The organism is Rathayibacter sp. PhB186 (assembly GCF_003751825.1).
In the GTDB taxonomy this organism is placed as follows: domain Bacteria; phylum Actinomycetota; class Actinomycetes; order Actinomycetales; family Microbacteriaceae; genus Rathayibacter; species Rathayibacter festucae.
Genome location: NZ_RJKO01000001.1, coordinates 906,104 through 921,195, shown reverse-complemented (window position 1 = coordinate 921,195; position 15,092 = coordinate 906,104). Strand labels below are relative to the sequence as shown.

Here is a 15,092-nt window from a genome sequence, read left to right as displayed (position 1 = left end):
GGCGTCGTCCCCGTGCTCGGCCCCGCGGGCGTCCGGCGGACCGGATGACCCGAACTCTAGACCGCTGCGCGCGCGCTGTCTGCCCCCTGCGAGGTCACGCAGGCGCTCCTGCCAGGGCCGTCAGACCAGGCGACCGGCGCGCAGCCTGCGGGAGCGGCGGCGCAGCGTCCGATCGCTCGGACCGAAGCTGTCGGATTCGAGAAGGAGTCTCAGCGAGAGCGAGACCTGGCGGGCGAGACGCGGGTCGATCCCCTCCGGGACCCGTACCGCGTCGATGAGATCGAGAGCCGTCTGCGTGGTCCGGGACATCGCCATGCCCGTGACCCTAGAGAGGGTCGGCACATCCTGACGGCCCCGACACGGGGGCGCACGACGGCAGCAATGCTCAGCCGCCGTGCGCCCGGGTGCGGGTGGTGCGGGTGACTACTTGCTGCCGTCGCCGCGGCCGGTCGCGGACTGCAGGCGATCGATGTGCTCGGACGCCTCCGCCTTCGTGATGTCGGCGGGGAGGGTCTCGCCGGCCTCGCGGGCGAGGGTGTCGAGGTAGCTGCGCTGCGGGCCGGTCATCGGCTCGTCGCCGGTGACCCAGTCGGACGGGTCCTTGCTGGCGCTGGTGTCGCTGCCGTCGTCGGCACGGGCGCCGAGGACGTCGCCCTCGGTCTTGACGTCGGGATCGGTGGTGTTGGGGGTGTCGTCGCTCATGCTGCGACCGTACGCCCGACCACCGACACCGGCGAGGGCTTGCGGAGCGGGCCGGAGCGACCCGTTCCGATCGCGCACAGGATGCGGCGCGCGTCCCTAGTCAGGAACCGAGCAGCGCGTGCGCCACGGTGAAGATCACCAGGCCGGCCAGCGAGCCGACGACGGTGCCGTTGATCCGGATGAACTGCAGGTCCTTGCCGACCTGCAGCTCGAGCTTCTCGGAGGTCTCCTGCGGGTCCCAGCGGCCGATCGTCTCGCCGATGATGCTGGCGATGTCGCCCCGGTAGCGGTCGACGAGGTTCGCCGCGACGGTGCCGATCCAGGTGTCGACGGTCGAGGCGAGCGCCTGATCGGTCGAGAGCCGGCGGCCGAGGTCGACGACGATCGACTCGATGCTCGCGCGCAGCGGGCTCTCGGGGTCGTCCATCGCGCCGAGCAGCGACGACTTCGTCGACTCCCAGGCGTCCCCGGCCAGCTCGCGCACCCGGGGGCTGTCGAAGGCGCGGTTCTTGATCTCCTCGACGCGCATGATCAGGTCGGGGTCGCTGCCGAGGTCCTTCGCGAGCGTCGCGAGGTAGCCGTCCACCGCGATCCGGAACGGGTGCCCCTGGTCGTCGCGGATCGTCTCGACGAGGACGAGCGCCTCGCGGTAGAGCCGCTCGTCGACCGCCCTGCTGACCGCGGAGGGCAGCCAGCTCGGGAGCCGGCCGCTGACCATCCTCGTGAAGCTCTCGGGATTCGCGATCAGCCAGACCTCGGCCTGCTCGACCAGCGTGTCGACGAGCCGGCGGTGGTGCCCCGCCTCGACGACGCTGCCGACGAGCGAGCCGAGCGGCGGGCCCCACTGCGGGTCGAGCAGGTGGCGCCGGGCGAGCGCCTCGATCACGCGTTGCACGTCGGAGTCGTCGAGCAGCGCGATCGCGGAGCGGACCGCCGCCGCGCTCTCGCCGCCCACGCGGTGCGCGTTCTCGGGCTCGGCGAGCCAGAGCCCGGCACGGCGGGCGATGCCGAAGGAATCGAGCTTCTCGCGGACGATCGCGCCGCGGAGGAAGTTCTCCTCGACGAACTGGGCGAGGCTCGCGCCGATCTCGTCCTTCTTGGTCGGGATGATCGCCGTGTGCGGGATCGGCAGCCCGAGCGGCCGCCGGAAGAGCGCCGTCACCGCGAACCAGTCCGCGAGCGCGCCGACCATGCCGCCCTCGCTCGCCGCGCGCACCCACTGCAGCCAGGGGTAGCGGTCCTGGAGCGCGAAGGACACGGCGAACACGATCGCCATCAGCACCAGCAGTCCGGTGGCGAGCCGCTTCATCGCGACGAGGGCGGCGCGCTTCGCCTCGTCGTCGCGCCCGGCGGAGGTGCCGCCGGCGGAGGTGCTGACGGCGGAGGTGCTGACGGCGCTCGTGCTGCTCGTCGTCATGACGAGGCGGGGAAGCCCTCGTGGCGGATGCCCCAGGCGACGCTCCACTCCTCGCCCGGCTCGAGCCAGCGCAGACCCTGACCGGAGTTGAGCGCCTCGGCGGGCGCGGTCATCGGCTCGACCGCGATGGCGGTCTTGACGTCGTCGCCGTCGGGGAAGATCCGGGTGATGAAGACCTGGATGAAGTTGTGCGAGGCGTCGGCCCAGAGCAGCACGCGTCGGCCGTCGTCGGCGCGGAGGCCGTGGACGCTCTCGCCGTCGACGATCGTGACGTCGGCCCAGGCGTCGTCGAGCTCGAGCTCGCCGATCCGGCGGCCGCGGCGGAGGTCCCACTCGGTGCCGTCGACCGGGCTCTGACCGGTGGGGTTGAGCCGCTCGTCGACCTCGATGTGCACGGCCGCGTCGACCGTGATCTCGAGCTCGTCGGTCGGGACGTCGCCGATCGCGAGGAACGGGTGCGTGCCGATCGCGACGGGTGCCTCGTCGGCTCCGACGTTGACGACGCGGTGCACGACCTTCAGGCCGTCGGCCTGCAGCTCGTAGCGGACCGTGGTCTCGAGGTGGAACGGGTAGCCGGCCTGCGGGACGACGGGCGCGGCGAGCTCGACGAAGGACGGGCCCTGCTCGACGACGCGGTAGGAGGCGCTGCGCAGCAGGCCGTGGATCGCGTTGTGGTACTTGGGCTCGGTGATGTCGAGCTGCTGGGTGCGCCCGGCGTGGTGCCAGCGGCCGTCCTTCACGCGGTTGGGCCAGGGCATCAGGACGATGCCCGAGCCGAACGGCGGGACGACGGTCTCGGGGTATCCGGCGGTGATCTCGACGCCGTCGACGGAGAGGTGGCGCAGCCCTGCGGCCACCTCCGTGACGACGGCGTGCAGGGTGCGTCCCTCGGCGGTGAGGTCGAGGGCGAACTGGCGCCCGGTTGCGGGGGCGGGAGTGAAGTCGGCCATCCCTGAATCCTACGGACCGGCACCGCCGTCGGCCTGCGGACCGGGCCGGAGCGTGCCGCAGCGGATGACGGCGAGGCCCGCCGCCTCGAGCCGCCCCACGACGGCCTCGCCCGCGGCCGCGCCGGTGAGCAGGCGGTCGAACTCCTCGGTGCCGGCGACCCGGCCGAGGTCGACGACGCCGAGCTTGCTCGAGTCGGCGACCACGACGCGGCGGGTGGCCGCGTGCAGCATGCGGCGCTTGAGCGTCGCCTCGGGCAGGTTCACGTTGGTCACGCCCGCCTCGGGATGGACGCCCGTGCAGCCGACGAAGACGACGTCGGCGCGGATCCGCTCGAGCACCTCGGAGGCGAGCGGCTCGACGAGGGAGTGCTGCAGCGGGCGCAGGGTGCCGCCGGTGACGACGACGGTGAAGCGCGGGATGGCGGGCTCGAGCGCGAGGGCGACGCTGAGGCCGTTGGTGACGACGGTGACGTCGCGGAGGTCGTCGCGGGCCACGAGCGCGTGGGCGATCGCGAGCGTCGTGGTGCCGACGTCGAGGATCACGCTCTCGCCGGAGACGACCGAGGCGGCGGCCTCGCGGCCGATCGCGGCCTTCTCGTCGGAGGCGGCGGCGAGGCCCTCCTCGAACGAGCGCTCCCCCGAGCGCTCGCCGGTCGGCACGGCTCCCCCGCGGACGCGCTGGACGGTCCCCTCGCCGGCGAGCCGATCGAGGTCGGAGCGGACGGTGACGACGGAGACGCCGAGGCGGTCGGAGAGGTCCGCGACGGAGACGAAGCCCTGCTTCTCGGCGAGCAGCCGCATCTCGAAGCGGCGCTCGAGCGCCGAGCGGCTCTCCTGCTCCCCGTCCGTCCTCATCGCTCCATCGTGTCCTTCGCGCCATCGACTTGTCAAAGAGAAACCGCGCTTTCCTTTCCGAAGGTCGCGGTCTATCGTGGGCGTGCCATGAACGAAGCAATCCCCCTCTCCGCCGGCGTCGTCAAGCGCCCGCACGTCCTCGCCGACGGCCGCGACCTCATCTACTTCGATGACGCGGACACGTCCCTCCCTCCCGAGCGCTCGGCGGACGCCCGCGAGCTCGATCCCCGCCCCGCGACCGCGCGCATGCGCCAGGACGTCCTCACCGGGGAGTGGGTGTCGATCGCCGCCTCCCGGCAGAACCGCGTCTTCCTCCCGCCGGCCGAGCTCGACCCGCTCGCCCCGGCCTCCCCCACCAATCCGTCGGAGGTGCCGAGCGTCTACGACGTCGCCGTCTTCGAGAACCGCTCGCCGTCCTTCGGACCGCTGCTCGAGGACGAGGACGCGCCCGCGTCCCTCGAGGACCTCCGCACGCTCGGCCTCGGCCGGACCCTGACGAGCGTCGGCCGCTGCGAGGTCGTCTGCTTCAGCCCCGAGCACGAGGGCTCGTTCGCGACCCTCTCCGCCTCGCGGGCCCGCACTGTTGTGGAGGCGTGGGCCGACCGAGTCGCCGCGCTGTCGGCCCTGCCCGGGGTGCAGCAGGTCTTCCCGTTCGAGAACCGCGGAGAGGCGATCGGCGTCACCCTGCACCACCCGCACGGCCAGATCTACTCCTACCCGTACGTCACCCCGCGCACGACGCGGCTGCTCGCGTCGCTCGACGCTTACGGCCCCGGGATGTTCGCCGACATCCTCGCCTTCGAGCAGGCCGGCGAGCGCGTGCTCGTCCGCGGCGAGCACTGGACCGCCTTCGTGCCCTTCGCCGCGCGCTGGCCCATCGAGGTGCACGTGCTGCCGCACCGCCACGTGGCCGACATCAGCGAGACGACGCCCGAGGAGCGCGACGAGCTGGCCGTGGTCTACCAGCGGCTCCTGCGCGGGATCGACGCGCTCTACGACTCGCCCACCCCCTACATCTCCGCCTGGCATCAGGCGCCGGTGCACGAGCGGCGCGACGAGGTGCGGCTCATGCTGCAGATCACGTCGCCGCGCCGCGCCGCCACCAAGCTCAAGTACCTGGCGGGCAGCGAGGCGGCGATGGGCGCCTGGATCGGCGACATCGCCCCCGAGACGAGCGCCGCCGCCCTGCGCGAGGCGATCGACCGCGCCGACGCCGCCACCCTGGCCGCCGAGACGGCCGCGAACCCCGACGCGTCGCTCCCCGCCGCCGACACCACCCCCGAGGAGAACCGATGACCACCTCCGCCTCCCTCGACGCCGTCGCCGAGCGCGCCGCGCAGGACTTCGAGCGCGCCTACGGCCACCCGGCCGTCGGCGTCTGGGCCGGCCCCGGCCGGGTCAACCTGATCGGCGAGCACACCGACTACAACGACGGCTTCGTCTTCCCGTTCGCCATCGACCGCGCCACCGCGATGGCCGTCGCGCCGCGGGAGGACCGGGTCGTCCGGATCTCGAGCGCCTTCTCCCCCGAGCACGTCGAGATCTCGCTGGACGACCTCGGGCCGGACGCGCTCGACGGCTGGTCGGCCTACCCGCTCGGTGTCGTCTGGGCGCTCACCGAGTACGGCGTCGATCTCGGCGCGCGCTCGGGCTTCGACGCGTTCGTCGACTCCGACGTGCCGGTCGGCGCGGGGCTCTCCAGCTCGGCCGCGCTGATGTGCGCGATGGCCGTGGCGCTGAACGAGCTCTGGGAGCTCGGGCTCGACCGGGCGACGCTCGCCCGCGTGGGCCGTCGCGCCGAGAACGTGGCTGTCGGCGCGCCGACCGGGATCATGGACGAGTCCGCCTCGCTGTTCGGCGAGCGCGACGCGGCCGTCTTCCTCGACTGCCGGAGCCTGGACACCGAGGTCGTGCCGCTCGGCTTCGAGGAGGCCGGGCTGGTGCTCCTCGTCATCGACACCCGGGTCGAGCACGCGCACGCCACCGGCGGCTACGCCGAGCGCCGTGCGTCCTGTGAGCTCGGTGCCTCGACGCTGGGCGTCGAGTCGCTGCGCGAGCTGTCGGTGGACGACCTGCCGCGCGCCGAGGAGCTCCTCGACGACGTGACCTACCGCCGGGTGAAGCACGTGGTGACCGAGGACGCCCGCGTCCTCACCACCGTCCGCACCCTCCGCGAGCAGGGGCCGCGCGCGATCGGCGAGCTCCTCGACGCCGGCCACGTCTCGCTCCGCGACGACTTCGAGATCTCGATCCCCGAGCTCGACACCGCGGTCGAGGCCTCCCGCGGCGCCGGCGCGATCGGTGCGCGGATGACGGGCGGCGGCTTCGGCGGCTCCGCCATCGCACTCACCCCCGTCGAGAAGGAGGAGGATGTCCGCGCGGCGGTCCTCGCCGCCTTCGCCGACAAGGGCTTCCGCACCCCCGAGCTGTTCCTCGTGACGGCGGCCGACGGCGCGGGCCGCGTCCGCTGACCCTCGGACCTCCTAGAAAGATCACCTGGTAGGCATGGGCGAACCATGCTGATCGAGTAGCCCGCGGAGCGGGCGCATCGAGATCCACCACCGTCAGAACGCGAGTCTGCAGACCCGCCCTGTCGAGGGCGGTGGGTCTCGATACGCCCCTGCGGGGCTACTCGACCAGCGTGAGAGGGGGCGCGGCGCGTCCTTTCTTCGCCGCTCGATACGCCCGCGGAACGGGCTGCCCGAACAGCATGAGGGGCGGGCTGCTCGAACAGCGGCCTACTGAGCCGGGGCCGGCGGGACGACCGAGCGCAGAGCGCCTCCGGTGACGCGGACGAGCTCCGCGGCGCTGGTCGGGTAGACGGTGTGGGCGTGGCCGGCGGCCGCCCAGGCGGTGTCGAACTCGGCCAGGGCGGAGTCGACCACGGTGGGCAGCGGGGTCGGGTGACCGACCGGCGCGACGCCGCCGATGGTCTGGCCCGTCGCGGCCTTGACGACCGCGGCCGAGGCGCGGGTGATCTCCCCGCCGAGCTCGGCGCCCAGCCAGTCGGTGTCGACGCGGTGCGCGCCGCTGGTGAGGATCAGCAGCGGCGACCCGTCGAGGAGGAAGACCAGCGAGTTCGCGATCTGGCCGACCTCGATGCCGAGGGCGGCCGCGGCGAGCGCCGCCGTCGACGCCGCCTCGTCGAGCCAGCGGACCGGCGGCCGCACCCCGTGCACCTCGAGATCGGCCAGGACGCGGTCGACCGCGGGGTGGCTGCGCTCGCTCATGCGAACGACCGTAGCCGACCCCGCGGCCGGTGGAACCGCTACTTCGTGAGCGTCGCGATGTCGATGACGAAGCGGTACCGCACGTCCGAGGCGAGCACGCGCTCGTAGGCCTCGTTGATCTGCGACGCCGAGACGACCTCGACCTCGCTCGCGATGCCCTTCTCCGCGCAGAAGTCGAGCATCTCCTGGGTCTCGCGGATGCCGCCGATGCCCGAGCCCGCGAAGGAGCGGCGCGCGGCGAACAGGGTGAAGACGTGCAGCGGCAGCGCCTCGGCCGGAGCGCCGACGTTCACCATCGTGCCGTTGCGGCGCAGGAGGCCGAGGTAGGCGTCCAGGTCGAGCGGCGCGCTGACCGTGTTGATGATGATGTCGAAGGTGTTCTTGAGCGTCGAGAACGTCTCCTCGTCCTTCGTCGCGTAGTAGTGGTCGGCGCCCAGACGGAGGCCGTCCTCCTTCTTGCTCAGCGACTGCGAGAGCACGGTGACCTCGGCGCCCATCGCGTGCGCGAACTTGACGGCCATGTGGCCGAGCCCGCCGAGACCGACGACGGCGACCCGCTTGCCGGGGCCCGCCTCCCAGTGCGAGAGCGGCGAGTAGGTGGTGATGCCGGCGCAGAGCAGCGGCGCGGCGGCCTCGTAGGGGATCGACTCCGGGACGCGGAGCACGAAGTCCTCGACGACCACGACGTGGGTGGAGTAGCCGCCCTGGGTGACGGTGCCGTCGCGGTCGACGGAGGCGTAGGTGCCGGTGTTGCCCTTCAGGCAGTACTGCTCCTCGCCGGCGAGGCAGTTCTCGCACTCGCGGCAGGAGTTGACCATGCAGCCGACGCCGACGCGGTCGCCGACCTTGTGCTTGGTCACCTCGGAGCCGACCTCGGCGACGACGCCGACGATCTCGTGGCCGACGGTGAGGGGGTACTGGACGGGGCCCCACTCGCCGCGGACGGTGTGGATGTCGGAGTGGCAGATGCCCGCGTAGGCGATCTCGATGAGCACGTCGTGCGCTCCGACGTCGCGGCGCTCGATCGTGGTGGGGACGAGCGGCTCGGTGGCGGAGGGGGCGGCGTAGGCGTTGACGGTCAGCATGTTTTCTCCTTCGTGGGGGCGCGCTCGAGCGGTGGTCCGGAGGGGGTGGGAACGCGAGCGCGTCTACCCACGCTAGCGAGCCCCGGCTGGACGCCGCCCGTAGGCTCGGAGGATGCGGAGGACGATCGATCTGAACGCCGACCTCGGCGAGGGCTTCGGTGTGTGGTCGCTCGGTGACGACGACGCGATGCTCCGGATCGTCACGAGCGCCAACGTCGCCTGCGGCTTCCACGCCGGCGACCCCTCGATCATGCTCGCCACCTGCCGCACCGCCGCCGAGCGCGGCGTGGCGATCGGCGCCCACGTCGCCTACCGCGATCTCGCCGGCTTCGGCCGCCGCGACCTCCCCGTCGGCCCCGACGAGCTGCACGCCGACGTCGCCTACCAGCTCGGCGCCCTGCAGGCGATCGCGCGGGCCGCGGGCACGGAGGTGCGCTACGTGAAGCCGCACGGCGCCCTCTACAACCGCATCGTGCACGACGAACGGCAGGCGGAGGCGGTGGTCGCCGCCGTCCGGGACACCGCTCCCGCACTGCCCCTGCTCGGCCTCGGGTCCTCCGCGGTCGAGCGCGCGGCGGCGAGCGCCGGCCTGCCGATCCTGCGCGAGGCGTTCGTCGACCGCGGCTACCGCGCCGACGGCACGCTGGTGCCCCGCGGCGAGCCCGGCGACCTGCTGACCGACCCGGCGGTCGTCGCCGCCCGGGCCGTGCGGATGGTCCTCGAGGGCGCCGTGACGGCCGCCTCGGGCGAGGACCTGCAGCTCGACGTCGACTCCCTCTGCGTGCACGGCGACACCCCCGGCGCCGTCGCGATGGCGGAGGCGGTGCGCGCGGCCCTCTCCGAGGCGGGCGTCGCTCTGGCGAGCGCCGCCCCGTGATCCCGGTGCGGCTGCTGCCCTCCGGCGATCGCGCCGTGCTGGCCGAGGTCGACGGCCTCGACGAGGCGCTCGCCCTCGCGGCGGCGCTCGACCGCTCCCGGCCCGCAGGCGTCCTCGACCTGGTCCCCGCCGCGCGGACGGTCCTCGTCGTGCTGGACGAGTCGCTGCCGGTCGCGACCGCGTCCCCGTGGATCCTGCGGACCGCGGAGGCGACGGAGCCGACGGGGCCCGGCACCGTCGGCCGCCGGCACGAGATCGCCGTCCGCTACGACGGCGTCGACCTCGCCGAGGCGGCGGACGCCCTGGGCTGGACGCCCGCCGAGCTGATCCGCCGCCACGCGGCGACCCCGTGGCGCGCGGCCTTCGGCGGGTTCGCCCCCGGCTTCGCCTACCTCGTCGCGCTCGCCCCCTGGCCGGAGGTCGCCCGTCGCGCCGAGCCGCGCACCCGCGTCCCCGCCGGCGCGGTCGCCCTCGCGGTCGGCTACTCCGGCGTCTACCCGCGCCCCTCCCCCGGCGGCTGGCAGCTGATCGGCTCGACCGACGCGGAGCTCTGGGACATCGAGCGCCTGCCGCCCGCCCTGCTCGCCCCCGGCGACGAGGTCCGCTTCCGGGCGCTGCCGTGAGCCTGCGCATCCTCGACCCCGGCCCCCTCGCCCTCGTCGAGGACCACGGCCGCCCCGGCCATGCCGCCGTCGGCGTCGGACGCTCCGGCGCGATGGACCGCGGCGCTCTCCGCCTCGCGAACCGCCTGCTCGGCAACGCCCCGGACGCGGCTGCGCTCGAACTGCTCGGCGCCGGCTTCACCGCCCGCTTCGAGACCCCCGCCTGGATCAGCCTGACCGGTGCCGCCGGAGCCGCGACCCTCGACGGCGCCGCCCTCGACCGCGTCCTGCCGACGCTCGCGCCCGCGGGCTCGGTCCTGCGACTCGGCCCCCTGACGACGGGCCTGCGCCGCACCCTCGGCGTCCGCGGCGGCATCGCCGCGCCACCCGTCCTCGGCTCCCGCTCCCGCGACACCCTCTCCGCCCTCGGCCCGGCCCCCCTCCGCCCCGGCGACCTGCTCGCGCTCGGCACCCCCGTCGGCGAGGTCCTCCTCCCCGACTGGTGGCCCTTCGACCCGCGCCGAGACCCGGTCCTGCGCGTGCTCCCCGGCCCCCGCCTCGACCTCCTGCCCCCCGGCACGTGGCAGCGCCTGCTCGCCGGCCCCTGGCACCTCAGCCCCTCCGCCGACCGCATCGGCCTCCGCCTCACCGGCACCCCCCTCCCCACGGGCGACGCCCCCGAGCTCCCCAGCGAGGCCCTGGTCCACGGCTCGATCCAGCTCCCGCCCTCAGGCCTCCCCGTCCTCTTCGGCCCCGACCACCCGACAACGGGCGGCTACCCCGTCCTCGCCGTCATCGCCTCGACGTCCCTCGACGCCCTGGCCCACCTGACCCCAGGCGACGAGGTCCACTTCCACTCCTGACCGCCCCGTCGCCTGGTCCCGCCGCCCCTGGTCCTCAACCCTCGGTTCTCCGGTCCCCAACGAGCCTCAGCGCCCCCGACCGGCGAAGCCCGGTCCCCCGTCCGCCGGCCCGGAGGGGCGCGGTGCCTCGTCGCGGCTCCTGGCTCGGGTCTGGCGGGCGCGCCGAAGGCGCGCGGGAAGGAGCCGCGACGAGGCACCGCGCCCCTCCCACCGTCAGAACGGCAGCAGCAAGCACCCCCCGACGTCGAACTAGCGAAGAGCCCGCTCCGCCGCCCCCACCACGTTGTGGATCAGCATCGCCCGCGTCATCGGCCCGACCCCGCCCGGCACCGGCGACAGCCACCCCGCGACCTCGGCCACCCCGGGAGCGACGTCGCCGGTCAGCTTCGCCTTCCCCGTCTCCGGATTCTCGACCCGCGTGATCCCGACGTCGAGCACCGCCGCCCCCGGCTTCACCCAGTCCGCCGCGATCAGTCCCGGAACACCCACCGCGGCGACGACGATGTCCGCCCGCCGCACCTCCGCAGCGAGATCCGTCGTCCGCGAGTGGGTCAGCGTCACCGTCGCATCGAGCCCCTTGCGCGTCAGCAGCAGCCCGAGCGGCCGTCCGACCGTGAGACCGCGCCCGACGACGACGACGTGCTTCCCCGAGATCGGGATCTCGTAGCGCTTCAGCATCTCGACGATGCCGTTCGGCGTGCAGGGCAGCGGGCTGTCGAGCTCGCCCTCGACGCCCAGCACCAGCCGGCCGAGGTTGGTCGGGTGCAGCCCGTCGGCGTCCTTGTCCGGGTCCATCAGCTCGAGCATCGCGTTCTCGTCGATGCCCTTGGGCAGCGGCAGCTGGATGATGTAGCCGGTCACCGAGTCCGATTCGTTGAGCTGCCGGATGGCCGCGCGGATGTCCTCGGCGGACGCCGTGGCGGGCAGGTCGACGCGGATCGACTCGATGCCCACCTCCGCGCAGTCGCGGTGCTTGCCCGCGACGTAGGAGCGCGAGGCCGGGTCGTCGCCGACCAGCAGCGTGCCGAGACCGGGCACGACGCCCTTCTCGCGCAGCACCGCCACGCGCTCGGCGATCTCCGCCTTGACCGTCGCGGCGGTCGCGACGCCGTCGAGTACCTGTGCCGTCATCGTGGAACTCCTCGTTCGTCGGCGCTCCCGCGCCTGTCGTGCAGTAGTGCTCGGCGGTGTCCGCAGGCGCGCTCGGCGCTCCGGACCCCGCCGAGCGCAGGGTGACCCGAAAGGGGCGGGGCGGCCTACAGCCCCGGGTACAGCGGGAAGTCGTCCGTGAGCCCCTTGACCCGGGCGCGCAGCGCCTCGAGGTCGGCCGAGGGCTTGAGCGCCTCGGCGATGACGTCGGCCACGACGGTGAACTCGGCGTCGCCGAAGCCGCGGGTCGCGAGAGCGGGGGTGCCGATCCGCAGGCCCGAGGTGACCATCGGCGGGCGCGGGTCGAACGGCACCGCGTTGCGGTTGACCGTGATGCCGACCTCGTGCAGGCGGTCCTCGGCCTGCTTGCCGTCGAGCGGGGAGTTGCGCAGGTCGGCGAGCACGAGGTGCACGTCGGTGCCGCCGGTGAGCACGTCGATGCCCTCGGCCTTCGAGTCGGCGGCGGTGAGCCGCTCGGCGAGGATCTGCGCGCCGCGGATGGTGCGCGCCTGGCGGTCGGCGAACTCCTGCTCGCCCGCGAGCTTGAACGCGGTGGCCTTCGCGGCGATGACGTGCATGAGCGGTCCGCCCTGCTGGCCCGGGAAGACGGCGGAGTTCAGCTTCTTGGCGTACTCCTGCTTGGCCAGGATGAGGCCCGAGCGCGGGCCGGCGAGCGTCTTGTGCACCGTGGTGGTCACCACGTCGGCGTGCGGGACGGGCGAGGGGTGCAGGCCCGCGGCGACGAGTCCGGCGAAGTGGGCCATGTCGACCCAGAGCTTGGCGCCGACCTCGTCGGCGATCGCGCGGAACGCCTCGAAGTCGAGGTGACGGGGGTAGGCCGACCAGCCGGCGATGAGGACCTGCGGGCGGACCTCGAGGGCCTTCTCGCGGACCGCGTCCATGTCGATGCGGAAGGTCTGCGGGTCGACTCCGTACGCGGTGGCGTTGTAGAGCTTGCCCGAGAAGTTGAGCTTCATCCCGTGGGTGAGGTGGCCGCCGTGCGCCAGCTCGAGACCGAGGATGGTGTCGCCCGGCTGGACGAGGGCGGCGAGCGCCGCCGCGTTCGCGGTCGCTCCGGAGTGCGGCTGGACGTTCGCGAACTCGGCGCCGAAGAGGGCCTTGGCGCGGTCGATCGCGAGCTGCTCGGCGACGTCGACGAACTCGCAGCCGCCGTAGTAGCGACGGCCGGGGTAGCCCTCGGCGTACTTGTTGGTGAGGACCGAGCCCTGCGACTCGAGGATCGCGCGCGGCACGAAGTTCTCGCTGGCGATCATCTCGAGGTAGCCGCGCTGGCGGTCGAGCTCCTGCTGCAGGACGGCGGCGATCTCGGGATCGACGACGGAGACGGGCTCGTTGAACGAGGCCGAGACACCGGTGCTGGCGGTGCTCGAGGCGGGAGAAGAGGACACGTGCGCTCCTTGGCTGCGAAACGGATGGCGTCCGCGAGGCGACGAGGCACGCTCGGGCACGCAGGACAACGGTATCCGTTCCGGCCCAGGCGAGCGGCAGGAAAAGTGTCCGGAAGAGGTCTCCGGAGAGGGTGCCGCTCCCTGATGGTCACCCATCCGAACGCCAGTCGCGACGCGGCCAGTGTAGCAACGGGCGGCCGATATCCTGAGCGGATGCAGACCGATTCCGCCGCGCCCGCTCCCGCCCGAACGCCCGCTGACGCGGCGAGCGGCGGCTCCGACGGCGGTCCCGGCAACCACTGGACGCTCACCTTCGCCTGCCCCGACCTGCCCGGCATCGTGCACGCGGTCTCGGGAGCGGTGGTGCAGGCCCGCGGCAACATCACCGAGAGCCAGCAGTTCTCCAGCGCCGACACCGGGCGCTTCTTCATGCGCCTGCAGGTGCAGTCGCCCGTCACCCGCGACGAGTTCGAGGCCGCCCTGCTTCCGGTCACCGAGCACTACGGCATGACCTGGCGGCTCGACGTCGTCGGCCGCCCGCTGCGCACGCTGCTGCTCGCCTCCACGGCGGGGCACTGCGTGAACGACCTGCTGTTCCGCCAGCGTGCCGGGCAGCTCGCCATCGACGTCCCGCTGATCCTCTCGAACCACGCCACCCTGCAGGACCTGGCCGGCTTCTACGGAGTGCCGTTCGAGTCGCGCGCGGTGACGTCGCCCGAGACCAAGCGCGCCTTCGAGGAGCGCGTGGTCGAGGTCGTCGAGGAGCACGACATCGAGCTGGTCGTCCTCGCCCGCTACATGCAGATCCTCTCCCCCGAGCTCTGCGCGCGCCTGGCCGGCCGGGCGATCAACATCCACCACTCCTTCCTGCCCGGCTTCAAGGGCGCGAACCCCTACAAGCAGGCGCACGCCCGCGGGGTGAAGCTGATCGGCGCGACCGCGCACTTCGTGACGAGCGACCTCGACGAGGGCCCGATCATCGAGCAGAACGTCGTGCGGGTCGACCACTCGCACTCCCCCGCGCAGCTGGTCGCGATCGGGCAGGACGAGGAGAGCCGCACGCTGACCCAGGCCGTGAAGTGGTTCGCGGAGGACCGCGTGCTGCTCGACGGCGCCCGCACGATCATCTTCCACTGACCGCCGCGCCGCTCCGGCGTGCGGCGTCGAGTCGCCCGGAACGGCTGTTCGCAGGGCGGGAGAACGAGCCCTCTCGGGCGACTCACCGCGGGCGGATACGATGGTCCGCGTGAATCGAGCGACAGCGGGCACTGCACGGACCGATCCGAAGGTCGGGCCGAACGACGTCCTCCGCCTCGTGCTCGAGCTGTTCGCGTTCGTCAGCCTCGGACTGTGGGGCTTCCTGTCCTGGGATCTGCCGTGGAGCATCGTCTTCGGTGTGGGCGCACCGGTGCTGGCGATCCTGCTCTGGGCGCTCTTCCTCTCGCCCCGCGCCGTCTTCGCGATCGACCTCTACGGCCGCTCGCTGATCGAGCTGCTGATCATGGGCGCCGCCGCCCTCGCCTGGCTCGACCTCGGGCAGCCGGTCGTCGCGATCGTCTTCGGCGTCGTCGCCGTGGTGTCCGGCGTGATCTCGGGGCGCCGCGCGCTGAGCTGACGGCGCTGTGCGAGTGCACCTTCGCTGGCAGACGAGGGCGTCGCTTCATGCTGATCGAGTAGCCCGCGCAGCGGGCGGATCGAGATCCACCACCGCCTGAACCGGAGCCTGCAGACCACCCTGCTGACGACGGCGGGTCTCGATACGCCCCTCCGGGGCTACTCGACCAGCATGCACGGGGGCCGCGGCTCAGCAGACGAGGGCGTCGCTTCATGCTGATCGAGTAGCCCGCGCAGCGGGCGTATCGAGATCCACCACCGCCTGAACCGGAGCCTGCAGACCACCCTGCTGACGACGGCGGGTCTCGATACGCCCCTCCGGGGCTACTCGACCAGCAT

16 protein-coding genes are annotated in these 15,092 nt (G+C 73.2%); 7 read left to right on the top strand and 9 right to left on the bottom strand.

The features are described from left to right. Positions 1-120: 120 nt before the first annotated feature. From EDF45_RS04345 to EDF45_RS04325, 5 genes are all read right to left on the bottom strand, one after another. Positions 121-315 (bottom strand): hypothetical protein, encoded by a 195-nt coding sequence (locus EDF45_RS04345; protein ID WP_123735089.1) that lies wholly within the window; start codon positions 313-315, stop codon positions 121-123. Positions 316-423: 108 nt separating this feature from the next. Next, positions 424-702 (bottom strand): DUF3072 domain-containing protein, encoded by a 279-nt coding sequence (locus tag EDF45_RS04340; protein ID WP_123735088.1) that lies wholly within the window; start codon positions 700-702, stop codon positions 424-426. 100 nt (positions 703-802) lie between these two features. Then, positions 803-2,119 (bottom strand): DUF445 domain-containing protein, encoded by a 1,317-nt coding sequence (locus EDF45_RS04335; RefSeq protein WP_123735087.1) that lies wholly within the window; start codon positions 2,117-2,119, stop codon positions 803-805. Next, entirely contained in the window at positions 2,116-3,069 is a 954-nt protein-coding gene (locus EDF45_RS04330; protein ID WP_123735086.1) for an aldose 1-epimerase family protein, read from the bottom strand. The genes EDF45_RS04335 and EDF45_RS04330 overlap by 4 nt, the downstream gene beginning before the upstream one ends. A gap of 9 nt (positions 3,070-3,078) precedes the next feature. Then, positions 3,079-3,924 carry a DeoR/GlpR family DNA-binding transcription regulator gene (locus tag EDF45_RS04325; RefSeq protein WP_185020083.1) on the bottom strand — a complete coding sequence of 282 codons (846 nt, stop codon included), beginning with the start codon at positions 3,922-3,924 and terminating at the stop codon, positions 3,079-3,081. A gap of 87 nt (positions 3,925-4,011) precedes the next feature. Between EDF45_RS04325 and galT the strand changes: the two genes are divergently transcribed. Both galT and galK read left to right on the top strand, forming a co-directional pair. Next, the gene (gene galT / locus EDF45_RS04320) at positions 4,012-5,220 is read left to right on the top strand and encodes a galactose-1-phosphate uridylyltransferase (RefSeq protein ID WP_123735085.1); all 1,209 of its coding nucleotides are present in this window, start codon (positions 4,012-4,014) and stop codon (positions 5,218-5,220) included. Further along, positions 5,217-6,395 (top strand): galactokinase, encoded by a 1,179-nt coding sequence (gene galK / locus EDF45_RS04315; protein WP_123735084.1) that lies wholly within the window; start codon positions 5,217-5,219, stop codon positions 6,393-6,395. Before galT ends, galK begins: the two co-directional genes overlap by 4 nt. A gap of 267 nt (positions 6,396-6,662) precedes the next feature. Here the strand turns inward: galK and EDF45_RS04310 are convergent, their stop codons facing one another. After that, complete coding sequence (locus EDF45_RS04310; protein ID WP_123735083.1) at positions 6,663-7,154, bottom strand: YbaK/EbsC family protein; 492 nt, start codon at positions 7,152-7,154, stop codon at positions 6,663-6,665. A 38-nt stretch (positions 7,155-7,192) separates the two neighbouring features. Continuing rightward, the gene (locus EDF45_RS04305; RefSeq protein WP_123735082.1) at positions 7,193-8,239 is read right to left on the bottom strand and encodes an NAD(P)-dependent alcohol dehydrogenase; all 1,047 of its coding nucleotides are present in this window, start codon (positions 8,237-8,239) and stop codon (positions 7,193-7,195) included. A gap of 112 nt (positions 8,240-8,351) precedes the next feature. Here EDF45_RS04305 and EDF45_RS04300 point away from each other — a divergent pair, with 112 nt between their 5' ends. The 3 genes from EDF45_RS04300 to EDF45_RS04290 are packed head-to-tail and all read left to right on the top strand — an operon-like array spanning position 8,352 to position 10,581. Beyond that, positions 8,352-9,116 (top strand): LamB/YcsF family protein, encoded by a 765-nt coding sequence (locus EDF45_RS04300; RefSeq protein WP_123735081.1) that lies wholly within the window; start codon positions 8,352-8,354, stop codon positions 9,114-9,116. Then, positions 9,113-9,739 (top strand): allophanate hydrolase subunit 1, encoded by a 627-nt coding sequence (locus EDF45_RS04295; protein ID WP_260311771.1) that lies wholly within the window; start codon positions 9,113-9,115, stop codon positions 9,737-9,739. Before EDF45_RS04300 ends, EDF45_RS04295 begins: the two co-directional genes overlap by 4 nt. Then, positions 9,736-10,581, top strand: a complete 846-nt coding sequence (locus EDF45_RS04290) for a biotin-dependent carboxyltransferase family protein (RefSeq protein WP_260311769.1) — start codon at positions 9,736-9,738, stop codon at positions 10,579-10,581. The genes EDF45_RS04295 and EDF45_RS04290 overlap by 4 nt, the downstream gene beginning before the upstream one ends. A gap of 249 nt (positions 10,582-10,830) precedes the next feature. On the opposite strand, the gene EDF45_RS04285 is transcribed toward EDF45_RS04290, so the two are convergent. Together EDF45_RS04285 and glyA are read right to left on the bottom strand one after the other, a co-directional pair. After that, positions 10,831-11,712, bottom strand: coding sequence for a bifunctional methylenetetrahydrofolate dehydrogenase/methenyltetrahydrofolate cyclohydrolase (locus EDF45_RS04285; protein WP_123735080.1), 882 nt, complete (start codon positions 11,710-11,712; stop codon positions 10,831-10,833). A gap of 125 nt (positions 11,713-11,837) precedes the next feature. After that, positions 11,838-13,139 carry a serine hydroxymethyltransferase gene (gene glyA, locus EDF45_RS04280; protein ID WP_185020082.1) on the bottom strand — a complete coding sequence of 434 codons (1,302 nt, stop codon included), beginning with the start codon at positions 13,137-13,139 and terminating at the stop codon, positions 11,838-11,840. A gap of 213 nt (positions 13,140-13,352) precedes the next feature. Here glyA and purU point away from each other — a divergent pair, with 213 nt between their 5' ends. Both purU and EDF45_RS04270 read left to right on the top strand, forming a co-directional pair. Beyond that, the gene (gene purU, locus EDF45_RS04275) at positions 13,353-14,276 is read left to right on the top strand and encodes a formyltetrahydrofolate deformylase (RefSeq protein ID WP_123735078.1); all 924 of its coding nucleotides are present in this window, start codon (positions 13,353-13,355) and stop codon (positions 14,274-14,276) included. A 109-nt stretch (positions 14,277-14,385) separates the two neighbouring features. Next, a complete protein-coding gene (locus EDF45_RS04270; protein WP_260311766.1) occupies positions 14,386-14,754 on the top strand; it encodes a YrdB family protein in 369 nt (122 codons plus the stop codon). Positions 14,755-15,092 lie beyond the last annotated feature (338 nt).

Coding starts and splice junctions, on each gene's coding strand:
- EDF45_RS04335 (WP_123735087.1), bottom strand. CDS start 2,119: ATGACGACGAGCAGCACGAGCGCCGTCAGCACCTCCGCCGTCAGCACC.
- EDF45_RS04330 (WP_123735086.1), bottom strand. CDS start 3,069: ATGGCCGACTTCACTCCCGCCCCCGCAACCGGGCGCCAGTTCGCCCTC.
- galT (WP_123735085.1), top strand. CDS start 4,012: ATGAACGAAGCAATCCCCCTCTCCGCCGGCGTCGTCAAGCGCCCGCAC.
- EDF45_RS04325 (WP_185020083.1), bottom strand. CDS start 3,924: ATGAGGACGGACGGGGAGCAGGAGAGCCGCTCGGCGCTCGAGCGCCGC.
- EDF45_RS04345 (WP_123735089.1), bottom strand. CDS start 315: ATGGCGATGTCCCGGACCACGCAGACGGCTCTCGATCTCATCGACGCG.
- EDF45_RS04310 (WP_123735083.1), bottom strand. CDS start 7,154: ATGAGCGAGCGCAGCCACCCCGCGGTCGACCGCGTCCTGGCCGATCTC.
- galK (WP_123735084.1), top strand. CDS start 5,217: ATGACCACCTCCGCCTCCCTCGACGCCGTCGCCGAGCGCGCCGCGCAG.
- EDF45_RS04340 (WP_123735088.1), bottom strand. CDS start 702: ATGAGCGACGACACCCCCAACACCACCGATCCCGACGTCAAGACCGAG.
- EDF45_RS04300 (WP_123735081.1), top strand. CDS start 8,352: ATGCGGAGGACGATCGATCTGAACGCCGACCTCGGCGAGGGCTTCGGT.
- EDF45_RS04285 (WP_123735080.1), bottom strand. CDS start 11,712: ATGACGGCACAGGTACTCGACGGCGTCGCGACCGCCGCGACGGTCAAG.
- EDF45_RS04305 (WP_123735082.1), bottom strand. CDS start 8,239: ATGCTGACCGTCAACGCCTACGCCGCCCCCTCCGCCACCGAGCCGCTC.
- purU (WP_123735078.1), top strand. CDS start 13,353: ATGCAGACCGATTCCGCCGCGCCCGCTCCCGCCCGAACGCCCGCTGAC.